The following is a 22,345-nucleotide window of genomic DNA, read 5'->3' as shown; positions in this document are numbered from 1 at the left end:
ATTCCTCATTGTACGTATATGAATACTTCATATTATTACCTTTAGAAACCATTAAATGGTTCATTACACTCTAATAGTTATGAAAACATAATATATAACACGAGTTAAATAAATTGTATAAAGAAGGTGTAAAAATGAAAAATAAAATCAATTTACAAATGCAAAATATAAGCTTTGTTTTAATAATTGCGTTAGCAGTATGGTTAAAAACATATCTCATTACAAGATTCAGTTTTGATTTAAAAATTGAGTCTTCTACACAAGAGCTTATTTTGTTTATTAGCCCTCTTGCTGCATCATTGGCTTTTGTCGGATTAGCATTATTTGCAACCGGTGAAAAGCGAAATTATATAGCGTTATGTATTAATCTCTTATTAACAATCGTACTTGTTGGGAATGTAATGTTCTATGATTTTTATAGTGATTTCGTTACGTTACCAGTACTTGGACAAACATCAAACTTTGGCCAATTAGGCGGCAGTATTATAGAAATATTGAACTACAAAATTATTCTCGCATTCGTAGACATTATTTTCTTCTTTATTTTGTTAAAGAAGAAGGCACTAGTCTTCCAAACAGGACGTGTAACTCATCCGGCACGCCTCGTATATTTTCTCTTAACGTTTGGTGTATTTTTTGCGAATCTACACCTTGCAGAAAAAGAACGACCTGAACTATTAACGCGATCATTCGACCGAGTCATGCTTGTTAAAAATTTAGGACTATATACTCATCAAGTATATGATTTAACACTGCAAGTAAAAGCAGGATCACAAAAGGCACTTGCTGATAGTAGTAAATTACAAGAAACTGAAAATTACGTAAAGGCCAACCAAAGTGAGCCAAACCCTAACATGTTTGGTGCAGCGAAAGGAAAAAACGTAATTGTCGTTACTCTTGAATCCCTGCAAACCTTCTTAATAGGCGCATCAGTCAATGGCCAAGAAGTTACACCATTCTTGAATGAATTCATAAATGAAAGCTATTACTTTGATAACTTTTTCCATCAAACTGGGCAAGGAAAAACATCCGATTCTGAATTTCTAATCGATACGTCGTTGTATCCATTAAATCGAGGAGCTGTATTTTTCACGCACGGTAACAATGATTATACTGCGACTCCAGAAATTTTACGTCAGCAAGGTTATTTCACTTCTGTATTCCATGCGAATAACGCAACATTTTGGAATCGTAACATTATGTACTCTGCTCTCGGTTATGATCGTTACTATAATGAACTTGATTACAAAATTACACCCGAAACAAATTTAAATTGGGGATTAAAAGATATCGAATACTTTGATCAATCAGTAGATATATTAAAAACTGTTGATCAACCATTTTACGCTCGTTTTCTTACTTTAACGAACCATTATCCATTTACGTATGATGAAGATACAAAATTCATTGAACCATACAACTCTGGTAATGGCGTATTTGATCGGTATATCGTAACAGCACGTTACTTAGATGAATCAATTAAAAAATTTATTGAGCGCTTAAAAGCCGAAGGAATGTATGATGATTCTATTATTGTATTGTATGGTGATCATTATGGCATTTCTGAAAAACACAATCGCGCAATGGCACAGTTTTTAGAAAAAGATCAAATAACAGAATTTGATACTTTAAATTTACAACGCACACCTTTATATATTCATATGCCTGGCCAAACAGAAGGTCAAACAATTTCAAAGCCTACGGGACAAATCGATATGAAACCTACGATTCTAAATTTATTAGGAATTGATATTACGAACGATATTCGTTTTGGCCATGATATGTTTTCAGATGAATATACCGGTTTTGTTGTTTTACGTGATGGTAGCTTTATTACAGACAAGTATGTATACACAAACAACACTTTCTATGACCGCATAACAGGTGAAATTGTAGATTTACCAAAAAAAGAAGCGCAAGCACTCATTAACCGTGCACAAAATGAATTACGAATGTCTGACAAAATTATTGAAGGCGATTTATTACGTTTCTCAGAAAGTAATAAAATTAAAACTGGCGAAGTACAAACTAAAATTAAAGAGACTGAAAAATAATCTAAATATGAAAAGGGAGCAACTTATTACAGTTGCTCCCTTTTACTCTCTTATAACACATGATGCAATGGCATATAAAAACCTTGTATATTTTACTTTTATTCTACGTTTGTTTCTAAAGTTACATCTGTATAGGTATGATCATCACCTATATTTAAAATCACTTCACATTGACGTAATCTCAATTCAAAGAGCATGATAGAATCATGGTAAACTTCAGGTTGTGATTTCATCTTATGTAACATCTCTTGTTTTTCTTGTATTTCTAAATGAGTGTTTTCTACAGCTTGTTTCAAGGAGTTAAATGGATTCCTAAAGAATATGTTAATATCCCGCTCTTGCGTGTTTTCAAATAGCTCAAATTGCAAGAAAAATTTCTTCATAATAGAAGCCGTTACTTCGGTATAATCTTCATTTTCTACATACTGTTTGTATTTATTATATAGCATACCTTTGTTTTTAGGAAGAACTCCAAATAATTTACCGGCACTTTTCAGTAAAAATTGTGCTGGCGTAAAGCGACGTAAAATATTTACTTCATCCATTTGTATTCTAGTCGTCATTCTGTCAGTATCTCTGCGCCAGTCATCAAGCACTTTAAAATCACATTCTAACTGTATTCGATTTTCTCCAAATAAAGAATTAAGTCCTTCACTAAGTTCTTCTAGGTACGATTGACTTTGAAGTAGCTCATTATTAGAAATCGCAATCCAATTTTGCATAGAAAGAGCAAAATTAGGTAATACAGTTTGTTCTAAATATTTATGTACTCTTTCATTCATCGCTTTATTTAGTTCCGTATCAATGTGCCCGAAATCGCTTTCTTCACTAATTAAATCCGAACAACTCTGTAATATCTTCGGAATATTTTCAGTAAGATCATTCGTAATTTCCGTTTTCATTGTGCGATATGATTTTGTAATGAAATGAATTTTTTCCTTCTCAAAAGTAGTAAGATTATTAATGCTACCATTTAGTTTCACTAGCATATCTTCATTCCAATGAATAGAATCCACTAAATTGTTTTCTTTCTCAACGCGTTTATCCAATAGATATGTAATTGTTTTTCGAATGAAAAACAATAGCTTCTCCGTACGTGCTGCATCGATATTTTTATGATTAAAGTTAAAATGAATAAACTCCGTTAAATCATTTAATTGTTGACTACTTGTATATAACGAAGAGTAAGGGAAAATTCTCGCATGCGGGAAATATGTGTTTATTCTCGCTTGCGTATCATGTAATACTCTTTTCACTTCTGCATCACTGTAAATGTTATCGATTTTATTTAATAAGAAATGCAGTTGTAAATTTGGTGTATGTTCTTGAATGCTTAATAGAATATCACGTTCTTTGTCAGTAAAAGGTGAATCCGCATTCAATACGAATAGCAATTCGTCTACAGAATTTAAATATTCGAATACCTCATCTCTAGTATCGTTATTCCTATTAAATCCAGGTGTAACTACAAATGTAAGTTTATTTTCACTTAAAAATCTGCATGGTAATTTAAATTCAACACATGCTCTGTCTCTATATGTTTGATGGTGCTGCGACATCATATGATGGTAATCGGAGACATCTTCAGTTGTTGTAATTGTAGAGTCTGTTATGGCGTTAATTTCTGTGTGCGCATCATTTTTTAAAACTACTACATTTGAAATTGATTTTTCTAATATATTTTCTCCTAATATAGAGTTAATAAATGTAGTTTTTCCGTTTCCTGAAGTTCCCGTTACTAAAATGCGATTTGTGCTTAAATCTGCGAGCTCGCCAACTAACCATCTAAATCGGTGACCCATTTCTATATTATGTTTTTGTGCCCACTCTGTAATAGATTCAAAAAGATGCAAACTATACTCTAAGCCATCCACATGATTAATAGAATATAACAACAGGTTTTCCGCATGTTTTATATTTGCTGAATCTATTTTAGAAGGGAAAATCTCATCCCATGCCAATACAGCTGCTGATGGAAATACAGCATAAGATGGATTGACTACCTTTAACCAATTTGTTAACAAGTTTGGAATGATATCGTGCAATTGTTTAAGGATATATTGACCTTGAATTAATTCAAAGTACGTTCCTTCGTAAAGAGAAGAAATTTTGTCCCATATATCGGACGAATGTATTTCAATATGTAAGAAAAATTCATTTATTGTGTTAAGCCATAATAAGTAATTTTGTTCGTTTTTATAACTATTCCAAAGTGATGAAACCATTTGCGTAAATTGTACTTGATCTACATTATTTAACGTAACTAATACTTCATAAAAATAATCTGGTGAAATATGTTTAGTAAATCTTTTATCGATATATCCTTTTAAAACCTCAAACCACGGATAAGATTCTGTTCGAATTAGCTCATTCACAGCAAGCTCTACTGCACTATCAAAATCTTGCTGCTCCTCATAAAAGGAACGGGCAATTTTTGTGACATTTGGATAATCTGGATTTAAAGAAACTGCTTCTTTAATAACAGCGAAAGCAGAGTCAAAATTATTTTGCTCTATGTAAAGAGAAAGTAATTGTAATCTAATCTCCGTCATCAATATTATATTATCAGTAGTAATGGAAGTATAAACATTTTCAGCAACTGGTAATTGATTAAGCTCGAAATAAGCATCGGCAATATTTTTTTGTGCCCATGGTGCTAATTCATTACTAACTTTCTCCCATTTAAAAATAGCTGCTTCAAAATCTTGATGGCGATAATAAAATTCACCTTGTGCAAAGCGAATGTAAGATCCATCAGAAATCTCATTTCTTTCTTCGTTTACATAAGCTTCTCCAAGTACGTCAAGAGGTGATTTTGTTTCATTCTCCATTAGGAATGTTTCATAATACATCTTTTTTATTAATTGTTTTTCTACTCTCATCTTTTCCCCCACTATATCTTGAAAATACATTTTTCAGATATGTCAATACTTTTTGTATGTATGCTTTTTATCTTAACAAAGAATATCTTTTGGAAAATTTCATTTTCCTTTCATTTTTCAAGTTAGATTGAATTTTTATGAGAAAAGTTTCAGTTTTTTTTCATTTTCCTTTCAGTTGTGAAACAGCATTAAATGTTCCTAATAACCTAATAAGACTATAATCTCCCGCATTATATTATCAGGAAAAGTCTATATAAACCATATTATAAAAACAATTTATAACGAATATATATGCAATATTTCTTTCCCTAATAAATAAAAGAAGCATTATCATATATTTCTCACATTGTTTTCCTTTAAAATATTTCAGTAGTTACGTAATTTAATTCCATTAACCTCTATAAATAACTAGTCCAAAAAAAATCTATATGCATATCATGTTATAGTAAAGAATTCAGGAAATCCTAAAAGGAGGCATTTTCATGTTTGAAGATAAATCTAAAATAAACTACCCATATGAATTTACTGAAACTACAACAATCCCTCTAAAAAACCCCATCAATAAAACATACAAAAACGGCTCTGGTACACATACTTTCCCAATTAAAAAACACTATAAAGAACAGGTGTTATATACGGAAAAAATTAATAATAATAAAAACAAATAACCTTATACACTTTTATAACAATTAATCAAATAAGAATCTATATTAGACCTTGCATAGTTATAGGTAATATATAAATCTTTCTTATACAATCCACGTATTTTTAAAAAGTGCTGATATACGGCGCTTTTTTATACATAGATAATAGAAGAACAAAAAAGGTATGGATATTTTCCACACCTTTTTTGTTCTTTACTATTTATAAATGGAGTACGTCCATGCTTATTTTACCTAATAGCACTTTAATGGACCTTCTAGAAGAAATAAAAGCTAGTTTAATAAAAAAGTAAGTTTCTTAGCCAATGCTCCTACCAGCAGAATTTTACTGGTTGGAGTCATTGGAGAAAGGAGTAGATTTATGATGGATTACAAAGTTAAAGAAGCACCCAAGAATTATATAGGCCATTATTGCTCTATTATATATATTTTAAAATTTACCAAGCGTTGTTTCAAAGCTACTTAGTTTTCATAAAATATTTTTTGTTTCCGTTGGAATGGATAGGCTTTAATCTCATCTGTATCTAAATTTTCATGAAATAAATGAATGGCTATAATTTGTCTACAATCGTAGGTATGATAATAATATGTTCCGGACTCCATACACATTACGCTTGTATAAATGGTATTATCTAATGCACCTTCTTCTGTTATTACTCCGCCTTTAGGAACTTCGCAATTTGATAAGATATGAAATAGAGCCGATACTCCCTCTTCTTCACTATCTATACCTTGAATGTTTTGTTTGCCATATGCTGCCCGCACAAACCTTGATGGCGGGGTGAAATCTCCTGGAAGTCCCATTGAGCCTGAACCCTGACCAAAAGCACTTAATGGTACATTACTCCACTCTGTTGGCGCGAATGGCTGCGATTTAAGGCCAATATATTGTCTTAAATTTTGTAAATGCCAACTAAACTCCGGACTATTCGTCATCACTCCTAGTGGGTTGTCATGCATTTTTAATCCTTCATTTGTCGGCTCCAGTACAATGCAATCTCCCCATTTATCCGCTAAAATCCAATGTAGTGGTGGTGTAAGTCCTAAATCCGGTAATGGTATATCCAAAAAGGTAATGCTATCTACAGATTTCTTTAACTCTTTGACAGAATTGAATTGTGTGAGACTCCAAGTCACAAAATCAAATGGAGCCAAATTCGTTTTGTTGTCATCTATGCTTTGACTATAAGTTGCGAATCCTGGAAAATAGAGTGTTGCACATGTCATACCTGCTTCATTTACTCCGTCCGCCATAATGATCCTTCCTTGATGATTAATTCCCATTCCGACCGTAGCATGTTTCGTATTAATGATTTCACCAGTTATATTATTCCATTGGTAATGCCGTGGAATGATTATTACTTCTTGATTCATATCTAATGTAAAATCCATCGTTCTTGCCAAAAGATGCTGACCGTTTTTTGTCTGTAATGTCAAACTCGTACACATAAAGAACACCCCATTTTATGGTTTTATCTACACTTTACATAATTCTGATAAATCTGTAAATTAAAAACCTCTTTCCTTACAAAAAAAATGAGAAAGCACATATACATTACAAATAGGTTGAGGTTATCTCTAGTTTATAGTTGCAAAAGAATTATATGAAAAAGGAGCGACTTGTTACTATCGCTCCTTTTTCATATAATTCTATATTTTACTAAAATAACCAGAAATCATTTTTCTCTATGAACAGTATCCCTACATAACCCTCTTAAACATCTTCTCCAACTCATAAGTAGAATGATGCACAAGAATTGGTCTTCCGTGCGGGCATGTATACGGGTTTGTTGTTGTACGTAGTTCTTCCAGTAAAGCAAATATTTGATCGTTCGTTAAATATTGATTTGCTTTAATAGATGCTTTACAGCTCATCATGATGGCTGCTTCTTCACGTAATTTTTTAATATCAACTTTTTTTAGTTTGACAACTTGTTCCATCATTTCGTCGATAATTTCTGTTTCTTGTCCTTTTGGAAACCATGTTGGATGTGAGCGGACGATAAAGGATTGATGACCGAATTGCTCCAAGAACAGTCCAACTTTTTTCAGTTCTTCTAGTTGCTCTTCGACACGTAAAAATTCAGTAAGAGATAGGTCAATACGGTACGGTACAAGTAGTTCTTGTACTTCTTGCGCTACTCTTCCTACTTTATCACGGAAGTATTCATAATTAATACGTTCCTGCGCGGCATGTTGGTCAATCATATATAAGCCTTTATCATTTTGAGCGAAAATATATGTTCCATGCATTTGTCCAATTGGATAAAGCGGTGGTAAGTCATTACCGTTCATTTCAATCTCTTCTATTTCCTGAACTTCTTCTTCCAATTCCTCTAATTCAAAGTCTTCATCGTTACTGTTCCACGATTGCTCTTCTCGAATTGTTTCTTCCATTATCGGTTTAGTAGATGGCTGCCAACTTTGTTCTTCTCTTACGAGCGACTGTGGTGGCTGCCATTCTTGTTTCGGCGGTTGCCACAGTTGTGCTGGCTGTTTCACTGCCAGTGGTTCTTCTCGTTTTTCATCCATGCCAGTCGGTAAAATAATGTCCGGCATAGATGGCTCTTTCGGCTTCGCATGCTCAAACTTGAACTGTTCTTGCACACTTTCATCTTTTTCTTTTTTCTTCGTTGTTACACCTGCATCTGGAATGAGCTGTATTTTTTTGAATGCCGATTGCAATGTTTCTTCGATAAGCTTTAGCAATTCTTGTTCTTTACTAAAACGAACTTCTAATTTCGCTGGATGTACGTTAACGTCAACAAGCATTGGATCCATTTCAATCGATAGGAAGCCGATTGGATATCGTCCGACTGGCAATAATGTATGGTATCCTTGCTGAATGGCTTTCATTAATACGAAATTTCGAACATAGCGACCATTTACGATTGTTGACATATAATTTCGAGATGCTCTCGTTACTTCTGGTAATGTTACATAACCTTTAATTGTGAAATCTAAAGATTCAGCTTCAATTGGAATAAGCTTCTTCGCAACTTGAATACTGTAAATTGATGCAAGTACTTGTCTTACATCACCATTTCCTGATGTGTGAAGCAATTTCTTTTCATTATGAAACAGCTTTAACGATACTTCTGGGTGTGACATTGCGATACGATACACGATATCTGTAATATTCCCAAGCTCTGTATGAATGGTTTTCATATATTTAAGACGCGCTGGTGTATTAAAGAATAAGTTTTGTACTGTAATATCTGTTCCTTTTCGACTCGCTGTTTTCTCCTGCTTTATAATGTCTCCACCTTTAATCATAAGGTGTGTACCAGGTGCATCACCTGTGCTAGTGATTAATTCTAATTCACTAACTGAAGCAATACTCGGCAATGCCTCACCGCGGAAACCGAGTGTTCTAATGCGAAACAGATCGTTTTCATCTTTAATTTTGCTCGTCGCATGTCGTTCAAAAGCGACGATACAATCTTCTTCTGCAATGCCATCCCCATTATCAATGATGCGAATTTTTGATAAACCAGCTTCTTCTAAGTGGATTTCAATAGATGTACTATTCGCATCGATAGAATTTTCCACAAGTTCTTTTACGACTGAAGCAGGGCGCTCTACTACTTCCCCTGCCGCAATTAAGTTAGAGAGTTGATCATCGAGTTTGCGAATTTTCCCCATCTACTTACTCATCCTTTCTTTAACTTTTTCTGCAAGCGATACAATTCGTTCATCGCCTCTAAAGGTGTCATATCAAGTAAATCAATTTTTTTAATTTGCGCAAGTACTGCCGTTTCTTTTGCATCTAGAACTGACTTGTCTTGTTTTTTCGAAGACTGTTCTCCACCAAAGAATGATAATTGCGATTCTTCCTCAGTCTCTACTTTCGTCTCTTGTATTTCTGCTGGTTCTTCTTTTACAACAGCTGGTTCTGGAGCCACTTCTTGTACTTTCACTTCTGTACGCTTTGGAATAATAATTTCTTCTTGTCCTTCTAGTTGCGCTAACACTTCTTTCGCACGAGCGATTAAGCTATCTGGAAGCTCCGCAAGTTGCGCAACGTGAATTCCGTAACTTTTATCAGCTGCTCCATCTTGAATTTTATGAAGGAATACTACTTTTCCGTTCTCTTCAATAGCTGAAACGTGTACATTCTTCAATTGTCCTAAACTTTCTTCTAGCACCGTCAATTCATGATAATGCGTAGAGAATAACGTTTTCGCACCAATTTGGTCATGAATATGTTCAATGATTGCTTGTGCAAGTGCCATACCATCATACGTAGATGTACCGCGTCCAATTTCATCGAATAAAATTAAACTTCTTTCTGATGCATTTGCAATTGCATTTTTCGCTTCTAACATTTCGACCATAAATGTACTTTGACCCGAAATTAAATCATCCGCTGCACCAATTCTCGTAAAGATTTGATCGAATACAGGTAATACCGCTTCTGTTGCTGGTACGAAACAACCAATCTGTGACATAACAGTTACAAGGGCTAATTGTCTCATATACGTACTTTTACCAGACATGTTCGGTCCTGTAATTAAAAAGACATCCATCTTCTCCGGCATAATACAATCATTCGGTACATACAATTTCCCGTTCAATACTTTTTCAACGACAGGATGACGACCATCTTTAATAAAGATTTCGCGCTTAGTTGTTAAAACAGGTTTTACAAACTGTTCTTCTTCACTAACTGTCGCGAAACTTTGCAGTACGTCTAATTCACTAATTACTTTCGCTAAATGTTGTAATTTCGGAATAAATACTTTGACTTCTTCGCGAAGCGCTGTAAATAAATCGTATTCTAATTGTACAATTTTCTCTTCTGCTTCTAAGATTAATGTTTCTTTTTCTTTTAATTCATCTGTAATGAAACGTTCCGCATTAGCAAGCGTTTGTTTACGCTCATAGCGGCCTTCTGGAAGTGCTGTAAGATTCGCCTTCGTCACTTCAATGTAGTAGCCGAAAATACGGTTGTACCCGATTTTTAATGATTTAACTCCTGTAATATCACGCTCTCTTTTTTCAAGCTCAGCGATCCACGTTTTCCCGTTTTTACTAACGTAACGATATTGATCAAGCTTGTCATTATAGCCGTCTTTAATAATATCTCCATCTTTAATAGAAAGCGGTGGGTTTTCTTGAATACTTCTTCCTAACAATTCAGTTAAGCTCTCACATGGATCCGCACCTTGAATTAACCTTGCTGCATAAGCATTATCTAACAGACTAATCGCTTCTAAAATAGCTGGTACTTGAAGTAAAGATCGTCTTAACTGTAATAAGTCCCGTGCATTCACATTACCAAATGCAACTTTCCCTGCTAAACGTTCTAAATCATATACTTCTTTTAATTTTTCTTTTAAATCTTCACGTAAGAAGTAATCATTTACAAATGTTTCAACCATTTCTAAACGCTCTTCTACCTTTTCTTTTTGGATTAGCGGACGTTCCATCCACTGTTTTAACATACGACCACCCATAGCTGTTTTCGTTTTATCTAATAGCCATAATAATGATCCTGTTTTTTCTTTCGTTCGAAGTGTTTCTGTCAGCTCTAAATTTCGCTTTGAATGCACATCAATTTTCATAAACTGGTTCGTATAATAAATTTCCACTGGTTGCAAATGGTCTAACGAACGTTTTTGCGTTCTTATCACATAGTTAAATAAGCGTCCAACTGCTTTAATTAACTTTGCTTGCGACACGTTTTTTACAAGATGTTCTAACCCTTCCGGAATCGTTGTTGCATCTTCATACGAAATCGTCATTTTTAATGTTGCAGTCAATTTATTTAATTCATCTTTTGAAAATGTAGAATCTACAACAATTTCTTTTGAACCAGTTGCATACACTTCTAATAAAATATCTTCTACTGAACCTGTTAACAACGTTACTGTATTTTGTCCAGTCGTTAAATCATTACAAGCTAAAGCATACGATCCATCTTCAAAATGTGTTAATGCTGCTAAGAAGTTATTTTCTTTCTCATCAATAGTACGCCCTTCCATCATCGTTCCTGGCGTAATTAGTTGTACGACTTCACGGCGCACTACACCTTTAGCTGTTTTTGGATCTTCCACTTGCTCACAAACAGCTACTTTATATCCTTTTTCAACAAGTTGTTCAATATAATTTTTAGCTGCATGATGCGGTACACCGCACATCGGTATACGATCACTACTACCACCATCTCGGCTCGTTAATGTAATTTCAAGTTCATGAGCTGCTTTAACCGCATCTTCAAAGAACATTTCATAAAAATCACCTAATCGGAAAAATAAAAAGGCATCTTGATAGTCTGCCTTAACCTTTAAATATTGCTGTATCATAGGGGTATATTGCGTCATACTTTTCCTCCATAATTCTTACATAGTAATCAATTTTCATATATGTCACACTTCACGGACATCCATATCTCCTATTTCAGGAGTCTTTCCTCATTATAGCACATTTCATAAGGAATCATGTTCATTCAAGCATCACTTATGTAAAGTAAAAAGCTAGGAAGAACTTCTCCCTAGCTTTCTATTACTCTTCTTCTGCATCGACGATAAAGTTCGGATCTAATTCTTCAAACTCATCATCATCGACTTGGAAATCCTCGTCTGATTCTACGCAACCTTCAGGATTTACACTTACACAAATTTTCGTTTCCCCAACTACTTCTGTTACAAATTCACGTTCTACAGTTACAACAATTTTATTACCATTTGGTGATACAAGAGCTTCTAAACAATTTGGTGGCTGAATGACACGAGCAATAATTTCTAAATCATCACCAGAAAAGTTTTTATCACGATACCCAATACTCACTTCATCAGTGTAGTTCACACGTTCTGTTACAACTTCTGTCTTTGTATTACCATCAAATGAATACCAAGTGTTCACATCATAGAAACCTTCAATTTCCACATGCTTTCCATTCTTTCTTGCTTCGTACGAGTGGTTAATTACCCAGCACCCTAAAATACTTGTTGGCTCATTATTCGATTCACATGTATGCGTTGACTTTGTATACTTACGTCCTTTTCCAACCACTGCTTTTGTAATAATCTCTCTAAATTCGGACATTCGTAACCCTCCTCAATCACTATTCACTTAATCATATGCGTGACAATAGCGGAATGTGTCATTCTTTTTTCGAGAAGAACTTACGTTTAACCCACTAAAAAAAGAGATGTCAATTCGACATCTCTTTAACAACCACAATTTCCTTTTTTACTTTCTACCGCCGCACCCGTTTCACCCTTCAATACATCGCCATTAGTTGAAATTAATATTTCATCTGTTACGTTGTTAGAAATCGTACTTGCAACTAGCTGTAGTAAGTCATTTACATATGTTTGTGAAGATTTAAATTCTTGCACAACTGGGATACTATCCAACTTATCTTGCAATGCATCAATGTCAGCTTCTACTTTTTTCAAAGCTTCCCATTTCCCGTAATGCTGCAAGTTTACTGCTTGTTTTTGCAGTGCTTTAATTTCATCAATTGCGCGCTTTACATTTTCATTTTTATGAATTTGCGCCTCTGCTTTCTTAAAGAAATCAACTTCTTCTGTTTCAGAAATCATTTTTGCTAATTCTTTCGCTTGTTCAACAATTTCATCTTTCGAATATGCTTTCATCTATTATTCCACCTCAATCGGCTCTTCAACTAATTCCCCGTTAAGAGACCAAGTTTTTGCTTCCGTTACTTTTACTTTCACAAGCTGACCAATTAAAGATTTTGAAGCGACGAAGTTTACAAGTTTATTCGTACGAGTATAACCTGCGAGTACTTCTGGATTATTTTTACTTTCCCCATCAACTAACACTTCTACAATTTGACCTTTGTAACGATTATTCTTTTCAATTGCCAACGTATTTACTAGTGTATTTAAGCGTTGAAGACGTTCTTTTTTCACTTCCATCGGTACATTATCTTTCATTTTTGCAGCTGGTGTACCTTCGCGCGGAGAATAAATAAAGGTAAAGGCAGTATCAAATCCGACTTCACGATATAACGACATCGTTTCTTCAAATTGCTCATCTGTTTCATTTGGGAAACCAACGATAATGTCAGTTGTGAATACTGCATTTGGAATTGCTTCTTTAATTTTTCTTACAAGTTCTAAATAATGCTCACGTGAATATTTACGCGCCATAATTTTTAACATATCTGTGCTTCCAGATTGAACTGGTAAGTGAATATGTTCTACTAAGTTTCCAGCTTTTCCAAGCACTTCAATTAAGTGATCATCGAAATCACGTGGATGGCTCGTTGTAAAACGAATACGGGCAATATCAACTTTACGGAGTTCGTCCATTAAATCGCCAAGTCCGTATTCAAAATCTTCAAAGTCTTTACCATATGCATTTACGTTCTGGCCAAGTAATGTAATTTCTTTATAACCATTCGCAGCTAAATGACGAATTTCTTGGATAATGTCTTCCGGACGTCTGCTTCGCTCTTTTCCACGTGTATACGGCACGATACAATATGTACAGAACTTATCACAGCCATACATAATATTTACCCAAGCTTTAATATCACCACGGCGTACTTTCGGAAGGTTTTCAATTATATCCCCTTCTTTTGACCAAACTTCAACTACCGTCTCCTTCGAGAACATTGCATCTTTTAGAATATACGGCAATCTATGAATATTATGCGTTCCAAACACCATATCTACATGCTGATTTTTTTGCATAATTTTATTTACAACAGATTCTTCTTGAGACATACAACCACATACACCAATTAAAAGATCCGGATTTCTTCTTTTTAATGACTTTAAATGACCTAGTTCACCGAACACTTTATTTTCAGCATTTTCACGAATTGCACAAGTATTTAATAAAACTACATCTGCATCTTCAGTTGAAAAGGTTGGCTCATATCCAAGTGCGGTGAAAATACCCGCCATTACTTCCGTATCATGCTCATTCATTTGACAACCATATGTACGAATATAGAACTTTCTTCCTGTACCAAAATTGCGAAATTCTTCAGGTAAGCCAAAATCCCGTTCAATTTTAACTTCTTCTTTCCCTCGTTTTTTCGCGTCTTTTAAGGAAGGTGGTTGGTATACACTTTCAAAGTATTTACTATAATCTTTCTCTTCTTTTTTCGTAGAGGAATTTGCTTGTTGACTTGCTAATCGTTGTTGCTCGTTCATCGGTAATCTCCTTTCACCCTTAACTATACACACTCTATAGTCCATTTTAATGCGCTTTGACTCACCTCAAAAATGGTTAGATAGCTTGAGAGATAACTTGTCCTTTGAAACTTGAGTAATCAATCTAATCATTCATAAGAATGAAGTCTTCCCCACACAAATAGACATTCCCTTTTCATACTTCTTTTTGTCCTATCCAAAAGCATATTGCTTTATCCCTATAAACATTACCATAGTATGAAGCGTTGCGCCAATTTTAACAAGAAAGAGGCTCTGTCTAATCTTACATTTCATAAGCAATGAACTCGCCATTTTCATACAACGATTTATATATTATTTTACCATTCTGAATTTTCTAAGTAAATAAGACTATCCAATATTTTTCTCATAAAAAAAGGTTGCCAAATGGCAACCTTCTCTTCTTACATTACATAAATTCAGCAACAAGTTCATCAAACATTTTCTGATCCATATTTAAATCAGCTTGCACTAAAGGCTTCTCACTATAGCCTTTTACAAGTTCTTGGTATGAAGGTTGCGCTGTATTTTGATATATTAAACCTGTTACTAATCCGTTATTTTCCATTAACGTTTGCATAGCCATCATGCGATTAGACGGATCATATCCCTCTACTGTGCTTAGTTTTGTTAAATTTTCTTTAAACCAATCGTAAGTATTTACTTTATTGTAAGTAACACATGGGCTGTATACGTTAATTAATGAAAATCCTTTATGGTTAATACCAGCTTCAATAATTTGTGTTAATTCTTTTAAATCACTTGAAAAGCTTTGCGCCACAAATGTCGCACCAGCTGTTAAAGCCATTTCCATAACATTTAATGACGGTTCAATTGAACCTTGTGGTGTGCTTTTCGTTTTAAATCCAGCTTCACTACGCGGTGAAGTTTGCCCTTTTGTTAATCCGTAAATTTGGTTATCCATTACGATATACGTAATGTCGATGTTACGACGAATAGAATGGATTGTATGTCCCATACCAATCGCAAATCCATCACCGTCACCACCTGATGCGATAACTGTTAAATCACGATTTGCCATTTTCACACCTTGTGCAATTGGAAGGGCACGACCATGAATACTATGCACACCATATGAATTAATATAACCTGAAATACGACCTGAACAGCCGATACCGGAGACAACAGCAAGTTCATCTGGATTTAAACCAACGTTAGCTGCCGCACGTTGAATTGCAGCTTGCACCGAGAAGTCTCCGCAACCTGGGCACCAGTTTGGTTTTACGCTGTTACGAAAGTCCTTAAATGTTGCCATTTAATACAACCCCTTTTTTGCATTCGTTGTAAATCTCTTTCGGCAAGAATGGGTTCCCATCATATTTTAAAAGACTAGAAATTTTCTCACCGTTACCAAGATTCATTTTCATAATGTTAGCAAGCTGACCTGTTGCGTTGTTTTCTACCACTACAACACGCTTTGCATTTTTCACAAGTGGATCGATTTCAGCTGTTGGGAACGGGTGAATTAAGCGTACATGAGCATGGTTTACTTTCATACCCTCTTGTTCTAAGCGCTCCATTGCCTCTTCGATCGCACCACGAGTTGAGTTAAATCCAACAAGCAATACGTCTGCTTCTTCATGCTTAACATTTTTATAGACAGGGGTGTTAAACTTCAAGTTCTCCATTTTACGGAAACGTTTGTCCATTTGATCTTTACGGTTTATTGCTGATTCAGATGGTTTACCAGTTTCATCATGTTCTACACCTGTAACATGGTGAACACCATTTTTCATACCAGGTAAAACACGTGGTGAAACGCCATCTTCTGTTACTTCATAACGCTTGAAGTATGCTTTATTTTCACGTTCTGGTAATTCCGCTTCTAAATCAAGCTTACCGCGACGGATTTCCACTTTATCTAACGTAAGCGGTTCTACCGTTTGTTTTCCTAAAGAAAGCTGTAAATCTGTTAAGAAAATAACAGGAACTTGATATTCTTCAGCTAGGTTAAATGCTTCTACAATATCATAGAAAGCTTCTTCAACTGTACTTGGCGCCATTACGATTTTTGGAATCTCACCGTGCGTACCGTAAATCATCGCCATTAAATCAGACTGCTCTTGTTTCGTTGGTAATCCTGTACTTGGACCACCACGTTGTGTATCAACAATTACTAATGGTGTTTCTGTAATACCTGCTAAACCAATCGCTTCCATCATTAAAGATAGACCCGGACCAGCAGATGCAGTTAATGTACGAACACCAGCATAATTTGCACCGATTGCCATGGTACAAGCTGCGATTTCATCCTCAGTTTGGATTACTGTTCCGCCAACTTTTGGCAATTTTTTAATTAAGTATTCCATAATTTCAGATGCAGGTGTAATTGGATATGCAGACATAAAGCGAGCACCACCAGCTACCGCACCAAATGCGATTGCATCGTTTCCAATCATAAACATGCGTTTCTTACCATCAGCTTTTTCAAGCTGCATCATGTTTACTTTCTCACCTAGCAATTCTTTCATATATTGAGAGCCGCGCTTAATTGCGTCCATATTCTTTTGAACAACTTGCTCTCCTTTACGACCAAAAATTTCTTCAACAACATCTAAATAAGCTGTTTCATCTAATCCTAATACCGCACTTGATGCCCCAACAGCAACCATGTTTTTCATTAATGATGTGCCTAATTCTGAAGCAATATCTGTAAACGGTATCACATATAGATTTACATCTGTATTATCAGGTATTGTTGGATTAAATTTCGCATCCGCAACTACAATTCCACCTGGACGTAGTTCGTGGAAGTTAAAATCAATTGTTTCTTGATCAAAAGCAATTAGAATATCTAAATCATCTGAAATCGCGCGTACTTCTGTTGTACTTACGCGAATTTTATTATTTGTATGGCCGCCTTTAATACGTGATGAGAAGTGGCGGTAACCGTATAGGTAATATCCTAATCGGTTTAATGCAATACAGAAGATTTCTCCTGTACTTTCAATTCCTTCACCTTGTTGGCCTCCAACTTTCCATGAAAGTTGACTAATCATCTCCTACACCCCTTTTGGCTGCATTCATTGTAGTGTATTTTTTTACAGTAATAGTTTAGCATTTTTTATACAAATAAACTACAACGGACGCAAATTATACCTCTTCTGATTTCCCTGAATCTTTAGTATAAAGCTATTTTGTTTTTCATTCTAGTATTAGGTCTTAAAAAAAGCAATAATATCAAATGAATTAATTCTAATTTTTCTGGATTTTTAAAACAAAAATCTTAAAAGCTTATATGTTCAACAAAATTATCATATAAAAATCGCTCTACAGTAGATGCAGCATAGTGTTTACAAAGCTCATTAATTACATTTTCATATTCTCCATACGCTGATACATTTACAACTGTTTCTAATATCCCATCAAAATCCGAACCAAACCCTATATTGTTCTCTCCACCTAATGAACAAATATATTCGATATGTTTTACTATATCTGCTATATTCGCTTGTTTTTCACTTGTTAGAAACTGTGGTACGAAAGTAACACCGATCATGCCATTTCGCTTTATAAGAACTCTAAGTTGTTCATCGTTTAAATTACGTGGGTGCTGACAAAGTTTCATACAATTTGAATGGGAGGCAATAGGATTTTTTGCAATTTCTATCACATCCCAAAAGCTTCTTTCATTCAGATGCGAAACATCAGTCCACACATGTAACATATTAAGTTCTTGTACAACATGTTTACCAAAGGTCGTTAAACCCGCCCCACGTGTCTCTAACGCACCATCAGCTAATAAATTGGCATAATTCCATGTTAGTCCAAAAGAACGTACTCCTAGACGATAAAACAACCGTAATTTCATTGCATCTTTTCCAATTGCTTCGCATCCTTCTAGTGTTAATATCGCTCCAATCTCGTCCTGTTTTAACATGTTAATATCATTTTTTGTCTGAATAAGCTTTACACCCGGTAATGATAAAATTTCATTATAAAAAATATCTACCATTTGTAATGCCGCTTCAAATCGTTTTTCATATAGCACCGTTTCTGGCACATATATAGCAAAACATTGTATACTTCCTTTTCTTTTCTTTAACTGTTCAAATGTAATATGTAATTGCGGATCGTTTTTAAAATCCTTTTTCCCCTGTGCACTCCATAACTGAAAGAGTACATCACAATGAGCATCAAAAATTTTCATTTCCATTCCTCCATTATAAAAACAACCTGTTTGCATACTGCAAACAGGTTGTTTAAACTTAACGAGGTTCTACAATTAATTTTATTGCTGTACGCTCTTCCCCATCAATCATAATATCTGTGAACGCTGGGATACAAATCAGGTCCAAACCACTAGGCGCTACAAATCCTCTTGCAATTGCTACTGCCTTTACCGCTTGGTTCAATGCACCTGCACCAATGGCTTGAATTTCTGCTGTTCCGCGTTCGCGAATAACACCTGCAAGTGCACCAGCTACAGAATTAGGGACCGACGTTGCTTTAACTTTTAATATTTCCATTCCGCGTTTCCTCCTCGTTTCTATAAAAAGTATTAGCAATTATTTCACTTTAACTTATATTCACGAGGAATGACGCGTATTCCTGCTAAATTTCTGTAATTTTTCTAAAAAATTAAAAAATAACAACTTTTCTAAAATTTATCCAGGAATTACTCAAAAAATGGCTGATCATCATTAATTAAGATACGCTGGATTTTCTTAGCTTTTCCTGTATTAGGATCAACATCAACTAGCACTGCACTTAATTGTGTTCTACCACTTGTCACTTCAAATCGTACTGGTAAGTTTGTTAAAAACTTCTTCAATACCGCTTCTCGATCCATACCTAAAATCCCATCGTAAGGCCCTGTCATACCAACATCTGTGATATATGCGGTTCCGCTTGGTAAAATACGATTATCTGCTGTAGGAACATGTGTATGTGTACCCACTACTGCTGTAGCACGACCATCTACATACCAACCTAACGCTTGTTTTTCACTTGTAGTTTCCGCATGAAAATCAATAAAGATAATATTCGTACGTTTTTTTGCAATGTTAATTAATTCATCCACTTTACGGAATGGACAATCAATTGGAGGAAGGAATGTACGTCCTTGTAAGTTAATAACTGCAACTTCTGTTCCATTGCAGTTCACAAAGATAAGTCCTTTTCCTGGAGTTCCTTCTGGGAAGTTAGCTGGTCTTGCAAGATATTTTGCGTCATCAATAAATTCAAATACTTCACGGTTATCCCAAGCGTGGTTTCCAAGTGTAACCGCTTGTGCCCCGCATTCTAAAAAGTTTCGATATATTTTTTCCGTAATTCCACGTCCACCTGCTGCATTTTCTCCATTAATAATGGTTACTGTAGGTGTATATTTCTTCTTTAATGCCGGTACGTATTGTTGAATCATACCTCTACCAGGAGATCCTACTACATCCCCAACAAATAATATTCTCATATGTCTTACCCTTCCTATGTACTACATTTTTTATTACTATAGCTTCAAGTGATTCCCTTACAATATATGTATTATAAGTTTGTTTCACTTGTATGCTAATTTTCTTTATTTTAACCAATTCCAACACAAAAAAATAAAGTGGTGTTTCACCACTTTATTTTGCGTATTCCACTGCACGTGTTTCACGAATAACAGTTACTTTAATATGTCCTGGATAATCCAGTTCATTCTCAATACGTTTTCGAATATCACGAGCTAAACGATGAGCTTCTAAATCATCAATTGTATCTGGTTTTACCAGAATACGAACTTCTCGTCCTGCTTGAATTGCGAAAGATTTTTCTACGCCTTCATAAGACTCTGAAATCTCTTCTAACTTTTCAAGACGACGAATATAGTTCTCAAGCGTTTCACTACGAGCTCCAGGTCTTGCAGCTGATAATGCATCTGCTGCTGCAACTAAAACTGCAATGATAGAAGTTGGTTCTGTGTCCCCATGGTGAGATGCAATACTGTTTATAACTACAGGATGCTCTTTATACTTCGTTGCGAGTTCGACACCAATCTCAACGTGGCTACCTTCTACTTCATGATCAATCGCTTTACCGATATCATGTAATAGGCCAGCACGTCTTGCTAGTTTTTCATCCTCACCAAGCTCCGCTGCCATAAGTCCAGTTAAATATGCAACTTCCATAGAGTGCTTTAAGACGTTTTGTCCGTAACTTGTACGGTATTTTAAACGACCTAAAATCTTAATTAAATCTGGATGTAATCCGTGAACACCCACTTCAAACGTTGTTTGCTCTCCGACTTCGCGAATATACTCGTCCACTTCACGTCTTGATTTTTCGACCATCTCTTCAATACGCGCTGGATGAATACGTCCGTCCTGTACTAGTTTATCAAGAGCGATACGAGCTGTTTCACGACGAATTGGGTCGAATCCAGAAAGGATAACCGCTTCTGGTGTATCATCGATAATAAGGTCGATACCTGTTAACGTTTCTAACGTACGAATATTTCGACCTTCACGTCCGATAATACGTCCCTTCATTTCGTCATTTGGAAGATTTACAACCGAAACGGTTGTTTCAGCAACATGATCAGCTGCACATCTTTGCATTGCAAGAGATAAGATTTCTTTTGCTTTCTTATCCGCTTCTTCTTTCGCACGAACTTCACTTTCTTTTACCATTACGGCAATTTCATGAGAAACTTCACTTTCTACTTTACCAAGAATAATTGCTTTCGCTTGTTCGCGTGTCAGATTGGAAATGCGCTCTAATTCTGTTTGTTGCTTTTGAACTAACTCTCCCACTTTGCTTTCCAACTCTTCAATCTGTTGTTGTCTCGCTACAAGAGAATCCTCTTTCTTTTCTAACTGTAGCTCGCGTTTATCGAGCGTTTCGTCTTTACGATCAAGGTTCTCTTCTTTTTGCATTAAACGATTTTCTTGTTTTTGTAATTCGCTTCTACGGTCACGAATTTCTAATTCAGCTTCTGTACGAAGTGTATGAATTTCATCCTTTGCTTCTAAAAGCGCTTCTTTCTTAAGTGCTTCAGCCTCACGATTCGCTTCGTCTATAATACGTTTCGCTTCGTTAGCTGCACCATTAATCTTCGCTTCAGCAATAGACTTTCGAACAAAAAAGCCAACAACTGCACCGACTGTTGCAAGCAAAATGGAGATGAGTATCCAAACTGTAGTACTACTCATGATTTCACCTCCCCTTGCTATGAATGAAAAAAGACTGTCGGCATGTACATTGAATACCAACATACAGCAAAGACCGTCGTCCCACTTTTTTAAGGGACTTTCTTCATTTCACAATTAAAATGTCATATTATTATTTCGGCAAGATTTAAGTCTTACTCCGAATATTACTTCTCTTCTTGAGAAGAGTGTTTCGTATATAAGAAAAAATATACATTCTCATTGTATCTATCGCAATTTTCATTGTCAAGCGTTGTCTACTTTTACTTTCTTTACCTTCAGCGCTAATTCATATATGAATTTAAAAAGAAGACAACATATTATCCTGGAAAACCTTAGTAAATTCCAGTTTATGCATACAAAACATGCATATATCCCTCTTTATACATAGACTTTTAGGCAGATTAAATATTTTATCTCCAACGATATACAACGCTT

The 22,345-nt window shown here is 35.1% G+C and carries 15 protein-coding genes; 2 read left to right on the top strand and 13 right to left on the bottom strand.

Annotated elements, in window-relative coordinates; genetic code table 11:
• The first annotated feature begins 134 nt into the window (after nucleotides 1-134).
• A complete protein-coding gene (locus tag MKO96_RS12055) occupies nucleotides 135-2,054 on the top strand; it encodes an LTA synthase family protein (RefSeq protein ID WP_240587535.1) in 1,920 nt (639 codons plus the stop codon).
• 98 nt (nucleotides 2,055-2,152) lie between these two features.
• Here MKO96_RS12055 and MKO96_RS12050 read toward each other — a convergent pair whose 3' ends face one another.
• On the bottom strand, nucleotides 2,153-4,936 hold the full coding sequence (locus MKO96_RS12050) for a dynamin family protein (protein WP_240587534.1): 2,784 nt from the start codon (nucleotides 4,934-4,936) through the stop codon (nucleotides 2,153-2,155).
• 482 nt (nucleotides 4,937-5,418) lie between these two features.
• On the opposite strand from MKO96_RS12050, the gene MKO96_RS12045 reads away from it, so the two are divergent.
• Nucleotides 5,419-5,604 (top strand): hypothetical protein, encoded by a 186-nt coding sequence (locus MKO96_RS12045; protein ID WP_000461131.1) that lies wholly within the window; start codon nucleotides 5,419-5,421, stop codon nucleotides 5,602-5,604.
• A 456-nt stretch (nucleotides 5,605-6,060) separates the two neighbouring features.
• Here MKO96_RS12045 and MKO96_RS12040 read toward each other — a convergent pair whose 3' ends face one another.
• The 12 genes from MKO96_RS12040 to rny form a co-directional block, all read right to left on the bottom strand.
• Nucleotides 6,061-7,047: a choloylglycine hydrolase family protein gene (locus MKO96_RS12040; protein WP_240587533.1), complete on the bottom strand. Its 987-nt coding sequence runs from the start codon at nucleotides 7,045-7,047 to the stop codon at nucleotides 6,061-6,063.
• 252 nt (nucleotides 7,048-7,299) lie between these two features.
• On the bottom strand, nucleotides 7,300-9,243 hold the full coding sequence (mutL, locus tag MKO96_RS12035; protein ID WP_240587532.1) for a DNA mismatch repair endonuclease MutL: 1,944 nt from the start codon (nucleotides 9,241-9,243) through the stop codon (nucleotides 7,300-7,302).
• Between the two features lie 8 nt (nucleotides 9,244-9,251).
• Nucleotides 9,252-11,924, bottom strand: coding sequence for a DNA mismatch repair protein MutS (gene mutS, locus MKO96_RS12030; RefSeq protein ID WP_240587531.1), 2,673 nt, complete (start codon nucleotides 11,922-11,924; stop codon nucleotides 9,252-9,254).
• 181 nt (nucleotides 11,925-12,105) lie between these two features.
• On the bottom strand, nucleotides 12,106-12,648 hold the full coding sequence (cotE, locus tag MKO96_RS12025; protein ID WP_001288802.1) for an outer spore coat protein CotE: 543 nt from the start codon (nucleotides 12,646-12,648) through the stop codon (nucleotides 12,106-12,108).
• A 125-nt stretch (nucleotides 12,649-12,773) separates the two neighbouring features.
• Nucleotides 12,774-13,205, bottom strand: a complete 432-nt coding sequence (locus MKO96_RS12020; RefSeq protein ID WP_000649386.1) for a YlbF/YmcA family competence regulator — start codon at nucleotides 13,203-13,205, stop codon at nucleotides 12,774-12,776.
• 3 nt (nucleotides 13,206-13,208) lie between these two features.
• A complete protein-coding gene (gene miaB / locus MKO96_RS12015; protein ID WP_240587530.1) occupies nucleotides 13,209-14,738 on the bottom strand; it encodes a tRNA (N6-isopentenyl adenosine(37)-C2)-methylthiotransferase MiaB in 1,530 nt (509 codons plus the stop codon).
• 427 nt (nucleotides 14,739-15,165) lie between these two features.
• Entirely contained in the window at nucleotides 15,166-16,032 is an 867-nt protein-coding gene (locus MKO96_RS12010) for a 2-oxoacid:ferredoxin oxidoreductase subunit beta (RefSeq protein ID WP_000190162.1), read from the bottom strand.
• Nucleotides 16,019-17,776: a 2-oxoacid:acceptor oxidoreductase subunit alpha gene (locus tag MKO96_RS12005; protein ID WP_000625413.1), complete on the bottom strand. Its 1,758-nt coding sequence runs from the start codon at nucleotides 17,774-17,776 to the stop codon at nucleotides 16,019-16,021. The genes MKO96_RS12010 and MKO96_RS12005 overlap by 14 nt, the downstream gene beginning before the upstream one ends.
• A 227-nt stretch (nucleotides 17,777-18,003) precedes the next feature.
• Nucleotides 18,004-18,927, bottom strand: coding sequence for a dipeptidase (locus MKO96_RS12000; protein ID WP_240587529.1), 924 nt, complete (start codon nucleotides 18,925-18,927; stop codon nucleotides 18,004-18,006).
• Nucleotides 18,928-18,985: 58 nt separating this feature from the next.
• Nucleotides 18,986-19,246: a stage V sporulation protein SpoVS gene (gene spoVS / locus MKO96_RS11995; protein WP_000404341.1), complete on the bottom strand. Its 261-nt coding sequence runs from the start codon at nucleotides 19,244-19,246 to the stop codon at nucleotides 18,986-18,988.
• 149 nt (nucleotides 19,247-19,395) lie between these two features.
• Nucleotides 19,396-20,190, bottom strand: coding sequence for a TIGR00282 family metallophosphoesterase (locus MKO96_RS11990; RefSeq protein ID WP_001221093.1), 795 nt, complete (start codon nucleotides 20,188-20,190; stop codon nucleotides 19,396-19,398).
• Nucleotides 20,191-20,344: 154 nt separating this feature from the next.
• Nucleotides 20,345-21,910 carry a ribonuclease Y gene (gene rny / locus MKO96_RS11985; protein ID WP_016086643.1) on the bottom strand — a complete coding sequence of 522 codons (1,566 nt, stop codon included), beginning with the start codon at nucleotides 21,908-21,910 and terminating at the stop codon, nucleotides 20,345-20,347.
• Nucleotides 21,911-22,345: the final 435 nt, after the last annotated feature.

Origin of the sequence: Bacillus sp. ES1-5, assembly GCF_022487605.1 — a bacterium.
GTDB lineage: Bacteria > Bacillota > Bacilli > Bacillales > Bacillaceae_G > Bacillus_A > Bacillus_A wiedmannii.
This window is presented reverse-complemented; position numbering and strand designations above follow the sequence as displayed.